13 protein-coding genes and 2 pseudogenes are annotated in these 16345 nt (G+C 50.6%); all 15 read right to left on the bottom strand.

The annotated features are described in order from the left end of the window. Positions 1-90: 90 nt before the first annotated feature. The 15 genes and pseudogenes from BN1938_RS19910 to BN1938_RS19835 all read right to left on the bottom strand — a co-directional run bounded on the left by BN1938_RS19910 (position 91) and on the right by BN1938_RS19835 (position 16344). A complete protein-coding gene (locus tag BN1938_RS19910) occupies positions 91-1890 on the bottom strand; it encodes a lysozyme family protein (RefSeq protein WP_050642186.1) in 1800 nt (599 codons plus the stop codon). 36 nt (positions 1891-1926) lie between these two features. Beyond that, the gene (locus tag BN1938_RS19905; RefSeq protein ID WP_148487256.1) at positions 1927-3015 is read right to left on the bottom strand and encodes a DUF6674 family protein; all 1089 of its coding nucleotides are present in this window, start codon (positions 3013-3015) and stop codon (positions 1927-1929) included. Between the two features lie 250 nt (positions 3016-3265). Next, positions 3266-5620: a VirB4-like conjugal transfer ATPase, CD1110 family gene (locus BN1938_RS19900; RefSeq protein WP_050642184.1), complete on the bottom strand. Its 2355-nt coding sequence runs from the start codon at positions 5618-5620 to the stop codon at positions 3266-3268. Continuing rightward, the gene (locus tag BN1938_RS19895; RefSeq protein WP_050642183.1) at positions 5607-6029 is read right to left on the bottom strand and encodes a PrgI family protein; all 423 of its coding nucleotides are present in this window, start codon (positions 6027-6029) and stop codon (positions 5607-5609) included. Before BN1938_RS19895 ends, BN1938_RS19900 begins: the two co-directional genes overlap by 14 nt. Beyond that, positions 6030-6485 (bottom strand): DUF4313 domain-containing protein, encoded by a 456-nt coding sequence (locus BN1938_RS19890; protein ID WP_050642182.1) that lies wholly within the window; start codon positions 6483-6485, stop codon positions 6030-6032. Between the two features lie 20 nt (positions 6486-6505). Then, entirely contained in the window at positions 6506-7345 is an 840-nt protein-coding gene (locus tag BN1938_RS19885) for a VirB6/TrbL-like conjugal transfer protein, CD1112 family (protein WP_050642181.1), read from the bottom strand. 72 nt (positions 7346-7417) lie between these two features. Continuing rightward, entirely contained in the window at positions 7418-7786 is a 369-nt protein-coding gene (locus BN1938_RS19880; RefSeq protein ID WP_050642180.1) for a hypothetical protein, read from the bottom strand. Positions 7787-7839: 53 nt separating this feature from the next. Then, positions 7840-8880: pseudogene (locus BN1938_RS19875) on the bottom strand (VirD4-like conjugal transfer protein, CD1115 family); the annotation flags it as partial. Positions 8881-9059: 179 nt separating this feature from the next. Further along, positions 9060-10945 (bottom strand): annotated as a pseudogene (gene ltrA / locus BN1938_RS19870) (group II intron reverse transcriptase/maturase). Between the two features lie 725 nt (positions 10946-11670). Beyond that, positions 11671-12399, bottom strand: a complete 729-nt coding sequence (locus BN1938_RS19860; protein ID WP_330581593.1) for a type IV secretory system conjugative DNA transfer family protein — start codon at positions 12397-12399, stop codon at positions 11671-11673. 23 nt (positions 12400-12422) lie between these two features. Continuing rightward, positions 12423-12686 carry a DUF4314 domain-containing protein gene (locus tag BN1938_RS19855; protein WP_050642178.1) on the bottom strand — a complete coding sequence of 88 codons (264 nt, stop codon included), beginning with the start codon at positions 12684-12686 and terminating at the stop codon, positions 12423-12425. Positions 12687-12875: 189 nt separating this feature from the next. After that, positions 12876-13184 (bottom strand): hypothetical protein, encoded by a 309-nt coding sequence (locus tag BN1938_RS19850; protein WP_050642177.1) that lies wholly within the window; start codon positions 13182-13184, stop codon positions 12876-12878. Between the two features lie 93 nt (positions 13185-13277). Next, complete coding sequence (locus BN1938_RS19845; RefSeq protein WP_050642176.1) at positions 13278-14228, bottom strand: hypothetical protein; 951 nt, start codon at positions 14226-14228, stop codon at positions 13278-13280. Between the two features lie 5 nt (positions 14229-14233). After that, entirely contained in the window at positions 14234-14992 is a 759-nt protein-coding gene (locus tag BN1938_RS19840; RefSeq protein ID WP_050642175.1) for a PcfB family protein, read from the bottom strand. 11 nt (positions 14993-15003) lie between these two features. Continuing rightward, positions 15004-16344: a relaxase/mobilization nuclease domain-containing protein gene (locus BN1938_RS19835; protein ID WP_050642174.1), complete on the bottom strand. Its 1341-nt coding sequence runs from the start codon at positions 16342-16344 to the stop codon at positions 15004-15006. Position 16345: the final 1 nt, after the last annotated feature.

Genomic DNA, 16345 nt, shown 5'->3' with positions numbered 1-16345 from the left:
ATATTACTCCTTCCTAAATTAATGCAGTTAGTATAAATCATATAATATAGCTAAATCCTTAACTACTTCTAAATAATTCTTAATAGATTTTTAGTAAATTATCCCATATCCTAAAATGGATTCAGAATTAATGGGATAACGCCTCTCCCTCACGGCATCCCCGGAATTTCCTTCGACCGTGTAAACAATCCCGTTCTCACACTTTTCCACGATTCCCACATGGTCACTCACCCCATCAAAAACCCCCTCTTCCGGCCAGTCAAAAAAAATTAGTGTTCCAGCCACCGGGGTATAATCCCCTCTGTCTTTCCACCGCCCTTTACTTTTAAACCAGTCGATCCCGGCAGGGCAGTAAGCAAATTTCGGTATACTCCCTGATTCAATCAGGCCGCTTTTTTCAGCGCACCAGCTGACAAAGCATGCACACCACGGCTCCCGGCGGACGAATCCATACCATGACCAGAACTTCTGCCCTCCCTCGTTTCCAAGCTGTGTCTTTGCAATCGTCACAATCTGTTCATTTCCAAACAATCCGGCAAACAGACTGCCACCCCCGGAATAGTAACGCAGCACATGAGGCACATATTCCGGGTCTCCATACCTTGCCCAGCCGTGGGAAGCCGCCTGTTCCTGCGAAAACTGCAGGGCATTTGCTTCACTGTATCCCCCGTAGTTTCGTATCGCCCATGTTATGTATCCATTCCCGTAATTGTATCCCTGCAGGCTGAGCTTCAGCTTGTTCATATCAGAGGGACTTTCACACCCAGCCTCTGCCACACAGCTGGCATAATACTGTACTCCCACCTGAATGGAATACTCTGGCTCTGAGATGGCATTGGGACTGTTGGGAAATTTGGTATTATAAGGACATTCACTGGACTGCATGGGGTCTGTCCCCCTGCCCCCGGATTCCTGCATCATGATTGCCTGCAGGACGGAAACGTACTCCGGGATCCCATACTCCGCGGCATATTTTTGAATTGTTGGAGTATAGGAAAGCACCTCCTGGCTGAGCGGCTCCGCGCTTTGGGAACTGCCGGAGAACGCAGCGCCAGCGATGACACCTACAATGACAAAGAATACTACCAGAAAGCCTCCGGCAGATGCCGAAAGTGTTCCCAGCGCTTTTACTGAGGTTACAGCCCCCCGAATAGCTGCTTTCATCCCCCGGATGGTAGTCTTTGCTGTTTTTCCCGCTGTTTTAGTCTTTCCTGCGCTCTCTGCCGCCTTCGCCGCAGCACGCCTCGCAGAGCGCATGGCATGCAGTGCCTGTTTCTGCTTTGCCACCGTCTGCCCGGTCTTGATCTTATCAGCAGACATTGGGGAAGTCCGCACAACCCTTGGCGCTGTTTTCACATCCCTGCCTGCGGCAGTCCGGATAAATTCTTTTGATTCCGGCTTGACCTTTACCTTTCCCTGAGATGCCATCTGGCTGGGGGAAAGCGTTTCCTTTTGTCCCTGCAGGCTCCCATCTCTTTGTTTGCCGGCCGGATGCCGGGACTTTTCTGTGCCCACTGCCGTATCCCCTGCTCCCTGTGCAGTCTCTCTTGCCGCATCCCCTGCCGCCTCTTCTGCTGCGGCTTCTGCCGTTTCCGCTTCCTTTTTACGCACCCTGATCTTTTCATGGGATCTCCTTGCAAGTTTCCTGCCTGCAAGAACCACAGAATCCCCGGCTTTCCCTGCCGCCCACTCTTCTGCAGAAGCCAGTCTTTCCCCTGCATACTCTGTGGGGGATATCTGGCTTTCCCCGGCAGATGCCGCATCGGCTGCCCGGCCGGACTTAGTCTTCGCCTCCAGCACTGCCGCCCGGACAAGCTCTTTTGGCTTTCTTGCCGCAGGGTTTCTGGTCTTAGGCTTTTGTCCATGCTCTTTCATCTTGATATCCCGCATAGCTCACCCCCTTCACATGCATGGCTCCTGCCCGGCTCAACGCGCCGGGCTTTTCTTTTGTTTTGTGCCTTTTGTAAGTTCTGGAAGATACTGCCCTATTTGTTCCGCCGCCTGTTTCACCAGCGGATGCTCCCGGTAGGCCGGAACCAGGTCGATTAATTCCTGTGCGACCTCTTTCCCTTGAAACAACGGCCACGGGATGCCTGTATAGTCAGGTATACTCTTATCCTGAAGGACGAAGCCGATGCCGGGCCCGCTTGAGGCATTTCTTTTCCGGATGCTTTTGTACGCTTTTACCGCTTCAGGCAGCGTCAGGTCCTCCCTCATTTCCCCGTAGTTGGTAAATTCCATGCACTCGGCAGCATAAAAGGATATTTGGGGGTCCTGATGAAGCCCCGGCTGTCCTGTTAGCTCCCGGTCTGCATTTTTTTCTTCCTTTAGGGATTTCAGGCTTTCACGGACAGACGGTTTCCCTGCCTTCTCAATCAGCCCTCCCGTCTTTTGCAGGGCAGATTCTGTTTGCTCTTTCATGCCCCGCATCATCCCGATCGCGTGGTACAGGCCCTTTTGTATCTGGAACACGGCTCCTTTTTCCACATCGCGGGCAGGAACATCTTTTGCCTCTTTCCCCGTCAGTTCCCTTCCGATATTCCCGATATGGGCAGCGGCCGCATGCATCTCATCCGCGATATTCCCGAGGCGGTCCATCCCACGGTCAGCCGCAAGGATAGCCTGTTCCAGATGGGTATGGAGTTTCTGCATGCCCTTTTGGATGCCGAGGAAGTCCATCGTCTTTGCCAGTGCCACAATTCCTTTCTCATGGAAGGCTGCCACCGTCTTCTGGATTCCTTCCATGAACCGTTCTTTTAAGGCACGCACCTGATTTTTGGCGTCCTGCAGCTTCCCTTCCACTTTGGAAACTACCCGGACGGCCGCCGCCTTCACACCACTTTCCCGGATTTCCCCCAACTGCTCTTTCACGTCCTTTAATTCCTGCAGAACCGCTCCCAGCTGTGTATCCATCACATCCAGATATTGCGCCAGGTCCATGACCTGCTTTTTCTCTTCCTTCATGCCATGATCCTCTAAGATCCGGAGCAGTTCCTGCAATTGTTCCTGTTCCATCAACGGAACACTCAGTGTTGTATTTATATACTGTCACTCCTTTCGTATAAAAAAACACCGCACCACTTAACTGGGTGCAGTGTCACAAAGTCAAATACCCTACGGAAGTCAAATACCCTGCAGCAAGCTTGTTGCGCAGCAAAGCTACGGGGTATTTGACCCTCGCGGCAGTCGCCAAATGTCCATGCAAGCATGGCCGCTTGGCTCGTTGCTCGCGGGAATATATGCCGTTTATACCCTGTAAGACCGGCTATCCTTTCCCTGTACCCGGCTTATCCCCCGGTGCTGTGGACATTAATTGATACAGCCTTGTCGAGCAGGGCCAGGTGTTCTCAAAAGGCACGATATTCCCGGAACAGCGGATCAGCCCGTGGCCGGCGCTTACATTAGTGATATAGGACAGCTGGTTGTCTGAAATGTTCAGGATCTTTGCCAGCTCTTCCCGGTCCGTGCTTGCCTGATTCAGTAAAATCAGGAACTCACTGTTGGCAAGCATGAGCCGCGCCGTATCTGATTTCAAAAGTTCCTCCACGTTCTGTGTCAGCCCGGTCACGAAGCCGTAATACTTCCGGATCCGCTTGTACAGCCGGTAGAAAAAGTCGGCACTGTACTGGTAACGGAATAACAGATAGAACTCATCCGCAAAGATCCACGTGGTCTTCCCCTGCCTCCAATTCTGGATCACACGGTTGAAGATGGAATCCAGTGTCACCAGCATGCCAAGGGGCATCAGCTGCTCGCCCAGTTCCCGGATGTCATAGTCGATGATCCTGCTCTTGGTATTCACGTTGGTCCTCTGGGCAAAGGTATTTAAACTTCCGTTGATGAACAGTTCCGAGGACAATGCCAGACCTCTGGCCTCATCTTCCGGCTGGAGCATAAGCTGGCGGTATAAATCCTTCAGGGTCGGCACTTCCCCTTTGTATCCATTGCGGATATAATCCCGGTAAACGTCTGCCGTACAGCGGTCCAGGATGGATTTTTCCTTTGCGGACAGGTTCCCTGCCCCTACCAGCTGTTCAAACAGGGACAGGATGAATTCCGACTTCTCGATCAGGGGGTTCTTATCATCGCCGTATGCCGCATCCATATCCAGCGCATTTAAGTGGGTGTCCGAGGTGGCGGAGATACGGATGACTTCCCCCTGCAGGGCCTCTACCAGTGAGGTGAATTCCGACTCCGGGTCCAAGATTAGGATATCGTCCTCGGTGGACAGCGCCAGGTCCACGATCTCTTCTTTTGCGGAAAAACTTTTTCCGGAACCGCTGACGCCAAGCCGGAAGGAGTTTCCATTTAACAGCTTCCTTCTGTCTGCCACCAGCATGTTTTTGCTGACCGCATTCTGCCCATAATAAATGCCTCCCGGCTGCATGATTTCCTGCGTATGGAAAGGGATCAGCACAGCGGTGGATTCCGTGGTCAGCGTCCGCAGGGCATTGATCTTCCTCAGCCCGTAAGGCAGGACAGTGTTCAGCCCGTCCACTTGTTGCCATTTTAAGGTGGATAACTGGCACAGGTGTTTTCTGGCTGTTGAGAGCAGGGTATCCGTGTCCGAATCCAGCTGTTCTTTCGTATCTGCCATATGCACCAGGGTCAGGAGCCCGAACATCATCCGCTGGTCACGGGTGGTCAGGTCATCCAGCATCTCCTTGGTCTCTTTTCTCTGGAGTTCCATGTCATAAGGCACCACAGCAGAAAAGTTGTTGTTGGCGTTCTGCCGCCTCTGCCAGTTGGTCACGTTCGTCTCCACGCCAAGCAGGCGGTTCTGGATCTCCCGCACCGCCTCATCAGTGGGCACAGGAAGGATGTCAATGGACAGCATCAGGTCCCGGCTTAAGTCGCACAGCTCCGATACCATGTCATCCTTCACATAACTGGCGTAATCCTGCATATACAGGACTCTCCCGTACCGTCCGTCGATCTGGAAGCAGTCCTTGGAAAATTCCATGCATGACGGGCAGATCCAGTCCTTGAAGCTATGCCCTTTTCTGGCAAATGCCTTCAGGTCAAAAGGGACACTGGCCGGTTCAGCCGCTTTGAAGAAGTCCCGGAAGATCTGCAGGCGCTCCCCTGCGTCCAGTTCTTCCCCAACAGAGGACAGCTTCGCAAGGTGGGTGATGATATCCGTTCCCACACGGGCAAAATACGTCCTCGCCTCATCAATATTCTTCTTATGGACGCTGATAGTCAGGTACCGCTCCTGATAAATGCTGTTGTTGGTGCCGCTGACTTTGGACAGCAGCATCTCGTTATATTCCCTGCGGTACTCATCCAATCCGTCCTGTTTCATGGGGATCAGCAGGGACTGTTCAAATTCCTCTTTGTTGATCCTCCGGTTGTTTAAGGTGATCTTGGCGGATGTGCCGGAATCCAGTGCATTTAAGAGTTCTGAATAGTCCAGGAACATCTCTGTCTTGTCGCTCTTGCTGGCAATCGCATAGTTGATATCCGAGAAGCGGAATGTCTTGGAAAATTTATGTTCCACCTGAAAGACCCCATCCGGCCAGATTCTGCGGATGGGGATTGCCTGCTGGACAGATTTCGGGACTTTGAACTTTTCCCGATCCATTTTTATTGCCTGATTGAGTGTTTTAATCAACCGCATCCCCCCTTCCTTTTTTCTTTCTGCGTCTCTTCTTTTTCAGCAGTGCTTCTGTCCCGTCCTTTCCTTTCCGCTCTCCCATCCGGATATGTTCTTCCAGACAGTTATAGTAGAGGTTCTCGGACTGGAAGGCCAGCCTCTTTGGGTACAGCAGCTCGGACTTGATGACTGCCCACAAAAACTTCTCCGCTGTCATGCCGTGGTATTTAAAAAAGCCACAGGCTGCAAAGGGCGCAGCCCCAAGCATGCTCAGCCATCCGGTCACCTCATCCCCTGTCACATCCCGCAGTCCGAAATATATGCCAATGGCTGCCGCAACTGCCAGCAGGGAGAACACGCATTGGCGGAAATCCAGCCCGAAGAACATGGACTCCTGGTACTCCCTGATCTCTTTGTTCATTTTTACTTCCATTTAACGCTCCCGTCCTTTCTTTGCCCTCTTTTTTCTTTTTCCCGGCTCCTGCCCGGACATCCCCCGGAGGCGCCGGTAGGTCTCTGCGCCCTTGGGATCCAGCTCTGCCAGCCGGTTCAGGTCAAATGCCACCTTGCTGTACCTTCCATACCCGGAATATCCCTCTTCGGGAAGCACTTTCCCAAGCCGGTGCTTTTTGATGAATGCCAGCTTGCTCTCCCGGGAAAAATCGTCCAGATATGCTTCATTGGCTTCTGCCGGTGAATAAGGCAGGTTGATCGTCAAAGCCCCAAAAGGCTCCGTCTGTCCCTCCACCTCATGCAAAAGCCCGATATAAAGCCTGTCTCCATATGTGTAGGAACCCACTTCAAGCATCAGTTCCTCATGCCCGAATTCCCAGTCATATCCTAATGTTTTTCTTTCTTCTATTTGGTCCTCCTTTCTTTCTATCTTCATATCGGATCTCTGTCTCTTCTCTACAATCCCATGATCTCTTTCACGATCCGGTCAGAAGCCTTGATCGCCCCTACCAGAACTAACAGGTTGAATACCAGTTCTGCCACGTAATTCCATACAATGGTCACCGCCGACAGGCTGCTGTCACTGATGGCCGGCGGGCGGGCTGCAAAAACAGAGAAAATGATGCAGGCCAGTGCAATGACCGCCCCTTCCAGGCAGACCCCGGCATAGGAACGGATAAAATTCTTTCCCACAGACTGGGACGGCTCCCCTGCAAAAGCAGCAATAGGGATGGGCGCCAGCGCCGTATACATATACAGCTTGAACATCCTGCCGTAGACGCTCATGATCATGACGAAAGACAGTACCGTGATCAGCAAGCTTCCAAGCAGGGTGACGATCCACAGGGGTATGGACTCCAGCATGCCCACGGACTCGATCTTTTCCACGATCTCTCCCGGCAGCTCCGTTACACTTCCTCCGGACATTCCGGATCCAGACATGATGGTGGAGACAATCCCCTGTATGATGGAAAAGATCGCTGTCATCAGTTCCATGCCGTACATGACGGCTCCCTGTGCCAGAGCAAATCGGATGAATGCTTTCACTGCATGCTCCGGCTTTTTCAGGTCTGTGAAGCTGCCGCAGGTCTTGACGAGCCCTGCCGCAAAAAACAGTACCAAAAGCCCGTATCCGATGGCTTTCAGCGCATCGTTGACATTGACCATGACGCTCCAGATCTGCCCGCCCTTGAAGGTCTCCGGGTCCTGCGTCAGCAGCGTCCAGATCTCCCCCAGTTTTTCACTCCAAGTTTCCAGTGCAGAATTTAAGTTCTGCACGATCCAGTTATCGCTCAGTTCCTCTCACCTCCTTCGCTTTTTTGCCGCATGGGAATGCCGTACCCGGCATCCCCCAGGCATCTTTTTTCCTTACCCCATGATGAGGTCGAGGATCTCTTTTGCGAAGGTGATGATCAGCCCGCCGGCCAGTGTCAGGAACCCATTGGCTCTCTGGCTTGGGTCATGGCTTTTCAGGCTTAACCCCACTTGAACAATGCCGAATCCCAGCAAGATCAAGCCGATGGCGCGGATGAGGGAAAAAATAAAAGTGGACAGGTTATTGACAACCGACAGGGGATCCCCTGCGGCATAGACAGATATGTTACCGAGACATAAGAAACACACGGCTCCCACATAACAGAAAGAAATCCCCTTCTGCAGCCTCTGGGCCGGTGTTGGTTTGAATTGTTGTTTCTTTGTTTCTTTTTGTTTCCATTTCCTAAAAAACGTTTTGGTCAATAGGCATTCCTCCAATCTTTCACTGTGCAGTCGTTTCGATACATCTGTGCAGTTTAAAAAGGCTCCCCGAGGATATCCTCCCCGGAGAGCAGTTCATAGTCTTCATATCGGTTTTCATCAAACGGGAAGCTGTCGTGTGCAAGAGGCGCCTCTGCATAATTATAGGGCTTTGCACCACCGTCTTCCGTATACTTGATATTCGGGTGTTTCATTAAGTCATATTTCTGGTCCAGGATGGGGCGTTCCCCGCGGATGAACAGCAGAGCATTGGCATTGTCCAGCATCCGCACCTCATCCGGCATCAGCAGCTCCCTGCCGCTCTGCTGGAAATTAGTGGAATAGCTGCCGGATTTCCCTTTCGTCTGCCCGTAAGTATTCGTGTCGATGGTCGCCTTCCCGAGCAGCTCTGACACATATTTATGCGTCTCTTTTTCGTTGCCGCCCAGATAAAGAAATTCATCAGCGTTGCCTACTATGCTCTCCCAGCTGTCCTTGAACAGCGCCTTTAACTGCGCCATGTTCTGGATGATGATGCTGCAGGAGATCCCTCTGGATCGCATGGTTGCCAGGATTTTTTCAAACTCATCGGGCAGGGCCACGTTGGGAAATTCATCCATGAGGCAGTGGACGGACACAGGCAGTTTCCCGCCGTGTTTGCGGTCCGCCACATAATAAAGTGTCTGGAACAGCTGGCTGTAGATCATACCCACCAGATAGTTCAGGGATGTATCCGCATCCGGAATACAGCAGAACAGCGCCACCTTCTTCTCCCCGATGCTGGCAAGGTCCAGTTCATCCGTGCAGGTCAGGTTTGCGATCTGCTGGAGGTTAAAGGCGGCAAGGCGCACGCCCACGCTGATAAGGATGGATTTTGCGGTCTTTCCTGCAGCCTGTTTGTAAATATGGTACTGCTTCACTGCTATGCTGTCCGGCTCCCGCATTTCCAAACGTTCAAACAGGATATCCAGGGGTGACTCATAACTCTCATCGTCCTCTTTTACCTGTGCCGATCCCAGCATTTCCATGATCATGGAGAAGTTCTGTTCCTCGGCCGGCGCTTCATGTAAAAGGTACAGCATCAGCGCCTGCAACAGGGCTGTCTCACTTTTCTATGTATGCCACCCCCACAGTCACCTGTGGGGTAGACACTTTTAACGATAGGTAACTCTTTGATGTCATCTCCAAGTTTTCCCCCGCCCCAAACCGTGCGTGACAGTTTCCCATCACACGGCTTTCCATCCATATGTTTCTTTTTCTAATTAGTACACAATTCTCAACAAATGACAGTTGTTGCTATCTGTTCACGATTTCTGAATCTTCTTAACCTATTCAACTTTTCTACTGCTTTACTGTCCAATTTCAGTTTTTTCACCGCTTTCCTATAGATTCCCGGCTCTGCTCCTTCTAAAGAAATCAAATTTTCCACCTGTGGAGTGACAAGTACCAGATTTTGATACTTATCCCTCATTCCAGCCGGCAGATTCTTTTTCCTATGTAGGACACAGTTTTTAACATTCAGTTCAACACCACTGACAAAACATTTTCCTTGCTGGGCTACATATAAAGATAAACGGTTATCGTTCATTTCTATTGTGGCTTCGGGTATCGGGTGCTGCATTAAATATTCTATTTTTTCCGCACTGACTGTCCGAATATTACGGTGTATCAGTGCCCTGCCCTCTCTCGTATAGTTATTGACGGCTTTTGGCTTGTACATTGGACTTTTATGCTGTACATATCCAAGTGGTGCTACTGGCAGTCCGTCCACAAATCGTAACTGCTTACTGTCTCCATAGCGGACTGCTATGTATCGTGGCACCATTCGTCTTGTTGATTTCGTTAATCTTGTTCTTAGTCGTATTTCCAGGTTCTTTCTGATATTAAAGGCAATCGGGTCTAAATCTTCTTGTATGTTTGTTGCATACCGGTAATAATTATGGACTCCCAAAATATATGCATTATACCTGCACACCTTCCGATAGGATTCCTCCATATCTTTCGGGTTCTGTAAATCCTTTACCAGTTCTTTGACTTCCACTTTGATGCGTTCCTTCGCCTTCTGGCTGATATGGGATGTGACTCCCCTCTTTTTCCCTTTCTTCCTGACTTTCAGCCGGAATCCGAGAAATTCAGAGTAATTTTTCCGCAGGTTCACTATCTTTGATTTTTCCTCTGAAATGGATAAATCCAGCCGGTCTTTCAACCACTTCCTGATAGCGATAAACATGCGTCTGGCATCTTCATAGTTTCTGCAAAACACCTTAAAATCATCGGCGTAACGCACGATATAGCATTCTTTTAGATTAGAAGACCTTCTAAGTGATGCTATCCTGCCATTGTCCGTCACTGTACCATTCGGACAGATATATTTTGCAAATTCTTTCCGTGTCTTCATCCCTTCCCACTGGCTTGTTACCCACCAGTCCAGCTCATTCAGGACTATGTTGGATAATAGTGGAGAAAGTATCCCCCCTGCGGTGTACCTTTATCTGGAAAGCCGATTCCAGCAACCTCTCCTTTTAACATCTTACTCACAATGCATATCAATGACTTGTCCCGGATTCCCAACGTCCACATCTGCTTTAATAGTTTTCCGTGGCTTACATTATCAAAGAATCCTTTCACATCAATATCTACAACATAGTGCAGATTCATTTGCTGCATCATTTTATAGCATTGTGCAAGTGCGTTTTCCGCACTCCGGTTTGGTCTGAATCCATTGCTCCGTTCATGGAACTTTGCTTCACAGATTGGTTCCAGCACCTGCTTTACGCACTGCTGTATCAATCTGTCCAGGATAGTTGGTATACCTAACGGGCGAACTCCGCCATTTGGCTTAGGTATCTCTTTACGTTTTACTGGCTGTGGTATATAATTCTCCAGCCGTTTCCTTACTGTGAAAATCTGTTTTTCCTCTGGATATTTTTCAATATCGGAGATTGTCATTCCATCCGTACCCGGTGTCTTACTTCCCTTGTTCTTTTTCAGGTTCCTATATGCAAGTTTGATGTTCTCATCCGACTGGATGAGGGACAGCAGTTTCTTGAATTTCCTGCCATCCAGACTCTCTGCATACAGTCTGTCAAAAGATTTCTGAAGGCTGTAATATTCCGCATTACGGAGTTTCTGCCTTTTTCCTATCTGTTCATTTGCTGACAAAGTCGGCTACCTCCTTAATATCAATTCGATTTATTGATGAAGTTTGCCTCTGTTAGTCATACTCGAACCTTTGTTGATTGTGTAATTCTTGTACTTAAGTTACATACGGACTAACGGCTATCCCTCCACCGTGTTATCCACGGTTTCAACGGTACTGTGCCGTCGCTCTCAGCCGGATAAAGTCAAGTTCCCTCAAATTCCTTTCTTCAATTAGATTTGTTTCCTTGACAACACACCCCTGCAACGGGTTATCATGTGTCCCGACCTTTCCACGTTCCGATATTCCTATCTTTGCATATGCTTTTAGGTGCTCCCTATGAGCCTGTATGCTTGGATGTACCTGTAATACATCATGGTATTTCATCTCTGGGAAACTTACTCTACCACACATACGCTACTTGACGTAGCATCGGGCTTTTCTCCCGATTCCCTTTATAGACTCGTACATTCAGTTGTTCGTCATCCATGCGTCCAGCATGGAATCCTCACCATGAGCATTTTATAGACTCCCGGCCTATCACCCACAGCCACCTCTGGCTTGGTTTGCCGTAACGTGCGTAATCGCTACAGCGGGTGCATACAGCCGACTTTACCGGGCGTTATACCACTGGAAGGCTGCACTTCCAGACGCATACCGGAGTATCAGAGCAGGCGTTTCCGGGCGTTACCCCTCCATTCCACCTGTCGGAATATCAGTTCTCTAAGAATTGATTCAATTTTATATATCAAATCATGTGCGTTCTTATGCCGTAGCTTTTCACTACGGAACGTGTCGCACCCCAGAACGGGTCCTGGGACTGCGACCCCTTCGGCGTGGTGTTTTTTATCAGGTTTGAGATGAGGCGCAGCACATCCTTATCATCGTGGACATACTGAAATGGGTTATAGCAAAAGGAGGTGTCCGGGTTGATCAGGTCAAACACCCGGACTTCGTACCCCTGCTTTTTCAAAAGCCCCCCGGTCTTTCGGAGCAACTCGGCTTTCGGGTCCGTGATGACCATCGAACAGTTGCACTGCATGATGTTGGGGATGGCATAGGTTCTGGATTTTCCCGCCCCGGAACCGCCCGTGACCAATACATTCAGGCACCGCTTGTGTTTATAGACATTGAGCCCCATGCGGAAGTTCTGGGTCAGCAGGAGGTTCTGGGAATATGGGCGGTCCCGGTATTTCTTGCAGGTCTGGAACACATCCCCCCATTTGGCGGAGCCGTGTTCCTCCCCTCTTCTGTAATTTCTCCTGTTGGCATAAAAAATGCCGATACCCATCCCGTACAAAAGCGTACAGACCAGAACCGACTTTACGGTATATTTTGTCATATGCAGGGAAAAGGGCTGCTCCAGCCGCTTGGTCAGTGCCTCCAGTATCTCCATCAGATTCTGCCCGGGATTTACGGAATCTGCAATCAGGACAGCCGCCCACCATACGACCGGCAGGGCAAGAAGCCAGACCACCCACTCCGTCTTCCTGCCATTTGCTACCGGGAAGGCTCACCCTTCTCTCTCTTTTTCTTTGGCGCACCTATCCTGTGGAACCGGTCCACATCCGTATTGAGTGCGAGGGAGCTCCCATTCTCCCACCCGACATGGATCTGGCCGATATCGTCCACAAATAGTACCGTTCCCTTTAGCCCGGCGGGCATCTGCCCTTCCCCATCCATATGGTCCAGGCAGACCTTTGTCCCCGGCTGATATCTCTGTTTCAGCATTTCTATTTTTCTCGCATCCTGTTTCAGACGCATCCCTCCTTTTTATCTCCAGCCAGATGATCCTGTTATTCAGAACAATCTGCAGGTTTATAGTATCCTGTAAAAACACAGCCGGAAACGGGATCTAGTGTCCATTTCCAGCTGTATCTGATTCTTTTTAGGCAGGGCAGTCCTGACCGCCCCTGACTTTATTAAGCTGCTTTACTCGTGGGGCAGCACATGCTACCTGACTTTGCACCTTTTATATTTTGCCTGCAGGATCTTTAAGAAGATGGTGTCTATCCCATCCGTGTACCGGCCTGCGGCAATGAAGCTGTTCCGTAGCATGTTCAGCGCTTCGATCGCTTTTTTATGCTCCACATCCGTTAGGAAAAGCCTGGGCTGTTCATAGTAGGCCAGCTTCAGCACGAAGTCTCTGGTCACGTCCGTGGAAAGCCCTTTTTCTTTTTCCTCCCGGAATACCATCCGCAGGGAATGGATCAGCATGTTCTTCATGATATCATCCATTTTTACACATCTTTGTTTCTCCATAAGCTGTCCTCCGTTTCTGCTGTTTACCTACCCACAACATACCACATCTTTGTGGAAATATCTACTGTTTTTCAGCAAATCCCGGCCGTTTTATCAGCGCTCCGGCTGGCTTTTTGCCTTTGCCCCTTTCCCTTTTTTGGCTTCCCCTACATTGAATTCATCCGGGACAAATTCCTGCTCCGGCTGACCTAAGTTCTTATCCATATGCTTTTCTATGGTATAGGCGGCATTCTTCACATCATTAATGAAATCCCGGAGGTCTTTTGGGTCTTTATTTCCATTTTCCTGCATCTGGCACACCTTGTCAAAGCTGAATCCTGTATTTTCCACCCCATATTTCTGTGCCACCACATAGGCTGCACAGAAAGCCGGGGCAGAGGCTTTTGCCCGGCTGTAGGTCCCGTTGTGTATGTCCATAGACGCGCACGCCAGCTCCCGGTTGATGGCATGGAAGGTAATCGTCTCCGGCATCCCGTTCCTTACATAGATGGAACGCTGGTTTGGGATATACTGGGCCTGTACCCCTTCCGGCAGGTTATCCGCGATCTGCACCCGCACATCCGTATCTGTCAGCAGGGCACCCATCAGTTCTTCCATAGATTTTGGCGGCAGCGGCTCCGGCTGCTTCATCCGAATCTGGCTGATATCATATGCCTTGGCGATGGAATAGCCCTGCATGGTCACGCCGTCCTTTTCGTACTCATTTCCTGCGAGGAATTTATAGCCTTTCCCCCTTGCCTCCGGTTTGATGGAATGCCCCTCTGACCGGATTCTCTCATAAGTCCTAATCTGCCGGATCTCAGGGTTCTGGCTGTATAACAGCAGCAGGTTCGGTGTCCTCTGGGGCGTACACTGTGCCATGAAGGTTAAGAATCCTTTCAGGGACTCACTGTCCTTGAACACATCCTGTGCCTTGGAGTCAATCTCTGTCCATACCTCTTCCCGCTCCTGCTTTTTCATGGCGGCATATTCTTCCTTTGACATCCTCTGGCCGCCCTCTGCCGGGTTCTCTGTCTCCTGATTCAGATATTTCGATAAATCCATACGCATTACCTCCCTTTTGTCTTTGCTTTCTTCTTACGTCTGCTTGTATTCCGGTTCCTGCCTCTCTGTTTCTTCTTACTTGCGGACTCCTTCTGTTCTTCTTTGATCTGGTTTAATTCCCGGCGCACGGAAGGCTTCTCATTCTCCTTTTCCTGCCCGGAAGAAATACCGCTGCTGCGCAAGGAATGTCCGGACGGATTCTTTGCCCCGGGATCCTGCGCCTGCGTAAAATTTTCTGCTTCAGCCTGCACCACATCAAAGTTGAAGTCCTGATCTTCGTCATGGATCTCAAACTGGATCTCACCCTCCGGCATTTCCACGGTCTTAGTCCTGCCCGCTTTATCCTGTCCCGTTTCCGGCACGATTTCGTGGACGGCTTCCCCTACCTCGGATTTCACGAAATCCAGGTTCATCTTCTCCATGACACGGTTGACCTTCGCCGCATCGTCGGCATATACCATAAGTTCACAGATTTCCGGATTCTTGCGGTCGCGGATGACCACATACAATAGCCCGTGCCTCTTCCCTTCCTGACAGAACTCTCTCAGCCTGTCAGCGGGCACGGTAAAAAATTTCAACGGCCTTCCGTCCTTCAGCATCTGGATCATGCGTGTCCGCCCATGTGTCTTTCCCTGGCTCTTTAAGACCGCAGCAAGGAATACAGCCAGATTTTTCGCCAGCGTTCCGGACAGACGGATGCCATGATCCAGCCCGTCCATAGAATAGCGGACAAGCTGGTCCGCCGCATCGCCTCCATAGTTCATACTGCCACCTCCTATCGTTTCCAGGCATCCTGCCCGTTTTTCTTCGCCTCCTGCTCTTCGCCCCTTCGATCCTCTTTTCCAGCATCCTCAGGCTTTTGGGTGCTTTGGGTTTCCAGTCTCTCTGTCTCAAGGAGCTTTGCCTCCATCTCTTTAGAATGCTGTTCTATCTGATTGCACAGACGCACCTCTTTTCGCAGGGGCTTCAATGCTTCCGTGATCTCCCGGATACGTCCGTCATCAGGCGCTGCACGGTACAAGTGCTGGCGCTCCTTTGTAAGCGCCAGCATCCGTTCCTCCAGCGGCTTCCTGTGTACCGCCAGCTGTTCCCGGGTGGAGATTCCGTTCTTCAGTAAAAAATCAAGCTGCGCGATCCGCCGGTCCATCTTCCGGATATCCGCTTGGATGGCAAAAGAACTTCTTGCCGGCCGTTTTTTTAATACCCCCATCCGGTACAGGTAGGAATAATAAAGGGCCTGCAGCCCAGCATACTTTTTCCGTCCCTTCCCTGCCCCTGCGCTTTCCTTCCCAGCCGGTTGTTTTCGGGATGTCTTGGGTGTTAGGATCCATTCCCGGATATGGGTTTCCGTATAATTTTCCCCAAGGCTTTTCAGCCGGACGAACTGCTCCATCCCCGGCGCTTTCAAGGCTATGTATTTCCGGTTCAGCTTCCATTCATAGCCTTTCTGTTCCATCTGGTACAGAAACTGCCTCCATGTGAAGCTGCCCTGCACCGATTCCCGGATATCCATGCGGATCCCGGTCCGCCATGTAGGTTTTCCATCCTGCTGTGCCTTCCACTGGGCATAGCTTATGCTTTTTCCATCTGTTGCCCGGATGACGGATAGGCCGTATTTCCTGCACAGTCCATCGGAAATCTTCCGGATCTCTTCATAGTAGCTCCTGCTGTTGCTGTGGTATTTATGCCCGTCCGTCATACTTACCGAATTGAACACGAGATGGTTGTGGTAATGGGCCGTATTTAAATGGGTCGTGATAACTGCTTCGAACTGCCCTTTTAACAGTTCTTCTGCCAGTTCCTGGCCGATGAGGTGTGCAAGTTCCGGGGATACCTCTCCCGGGGCAAAGCTCTGGATCAGGTGGTACCCCTGCACACCCCCTGTCTTGCGGAACCGCTTTTTCGTGGCTGCCATGTCTTGATAGGCCGTTTCACAGGTACAGCCGATGGAATTCTCAAACGCCGTCTGCTCTGTCTTTTCCCGGTTTAAGGCATAATCGATGGCTCCCGCCAGGGAGCCTGCCGTCTCCGGCTTTTCCACAGTCTTCTCTTTGTCCCGGATGTAATCAATGGAATTATCCAGTCGGTGGACGGGGATGATGCTGGTATAGGCCATA

The sequence above is a fragment of the Eubacterium sp. SB2 genome (assembly GCF_001244405.1).
Classification (GTDB): domain Bacteria; phylum Bacillota; class Clostridia; order Lachnospirales; family Lachnospiraceae; genus Faecalicatena; species Faecalicatena contortus_B.
Note: the sequence above shows the minus strand (reverse complement) of the source record. Positions and strands in the feature narration are given on the sequence as shown.